This window comes from Streptomyces sp. NPDC051133 (genome assembly GCF_040682635.1).
In the GTDB taxonomy this organism is placed as follows: Bacteria; Actinomycetota; Actinomycetes; order Streptomycetales; family Streptomycetaceae; genus Streptomyces.
Window position 1 is genome coordinate 1 of record NZ_JBFBBK010000229.1, and the last position, 1,472, is coordinate 1,472.

1 protein-coding gene is annotated in these 1,472 nt (G+C 66.7%); it reads right to left on the bottom strand.

Features of this window, described 5'->3' with window-relative positions:
- Window positions 1–254: 254 nt before the first annotated feature.
- A complete protein-coding gene (locus tag AB0N17_RS46660; protein WP_366017725.1) occupies window positions 255–1,058 on the bottom strand; it encodes a hypothetical protein in 804 nt (267 codons plus the stop codon).
- Between the last annotated feature and the right edge of the window lie 414 nt (window positions 1,059–1,472).

Consider the following 1,472-nt stretch of genomic DNA (forward strand, 5'->3'; position numbering starts at 1 on the left):
CCATCGAGGGGCTGTGCGCGGCGGTGCCGCTGAACAACGAGGTGACGTTGCCGGTCAAAGGAGACCTCCGTTCAGGGCGGCCCGTGCGGGGGAGCCCAGGCCACCACTCAGGGATACGGAGAAGACACCAGTGACGTTCAACCACAACTGGCGCGAATGCGAATCGCTCAGAACATGCTCGGCGGCTGTCCCATCGTCGACCGGTTACAGCTCTGCGGGCCGCCGCCGCTGCCGGTGCCTTGGGGACCAGCGTGTCACGGCCGGCGGGTGTAAGTGTGAAGCTGGTCGATCACAGTGAAACCGGCGGCCTCGTGGAGATAGACGGCGGGATCAGGGTAGGGCAGGTCGCCGGCGGGGGCTTCCAGGCAGGTGGTGACATGGTGGATGCCTCGGTCGGCAAGGCTGGTCAGGCACTGTTCGAGCAGGATGCGCCCTTGATCCCAGTGCTCCGAGGGCAGAGCGACCCATTCCAGAACGACGCTGCCGTCCACCGGACCGCTGATGCGGGCTTCACCGATCCGAGTGCCATCCCGCTTCCGCAGATAAAACTGCCAGCCCGCCCCATCGAAGTGCTCGACCAGTTCTGCGATCGCATACAGCCGGGGGCTGAGCGCGTCCAGACGATGATAAAGGTAGCGCCACTGGCCGGTACCAGAGAACCCGCACGCCTCCAACGCCCGCCGGGTCCCTGGACGCTTGCCTACCGGCAGCCCGATGGGCATCAGCAAGGTCGACCCCGCAAAAGCGTGTACTGTCCGCCGCCCGAGTCGCGCCAGCGTGTGAGCGATAAGCGTCTCCGCAACTGACTGCTCATCCTCCACGCAGTGCAGCCACTGGAGCATCCCGGCACCGTCCGTCGCCCGGACCGTGTAACACACGGCACCCAGGATGGCGCCGTCCGCCGAGACGAGCACCTCGCAACCGCCGCCTTCGAGACCCGCGTCTGCTTGCAGAGCCTGTTCGAGCATGGCGGCGGTAATGGTCGGTTGACCGGGCAGCAGGTCCGCACTAACCAGATCCAGAACCGCCGCCCCGTCCTCACCGTTGAACCGGCGCACCCTAACGCCCGTACCCGTTGACGTGCCCGTCATGTGTTCGCCTTCCTGACGTGCCTGTGTCACAGCTTCGCCCATCTCGTCCGGGACGGGACGGCACGCCACACCGCCCAACTTGGACCTTTGTGTGGTCTAGTGGGATCAAACCGCGAGTAGCACTGCCACCGCCCGCAACTCGCTGCATCAGGTCATACGACGCATTGGGTGACCCGTACCGCCTAGCGGCGTTGATCCGCACCACGTGCAGATGCAGTCGCAGTCACCTCGGCCAGACGGTCTCCACCGCTCGGGCAGGCCTTGAGCCCGTCGCAGACCAGCTTGACCTGATGCGGGCGGCGGGCGCGCGGTCGGTGGCGGTGGGGGGCACGCTGGTGGCCGCGGCCGGCTTCGGCTGGCAGTCCACGATGAGCGCGCACG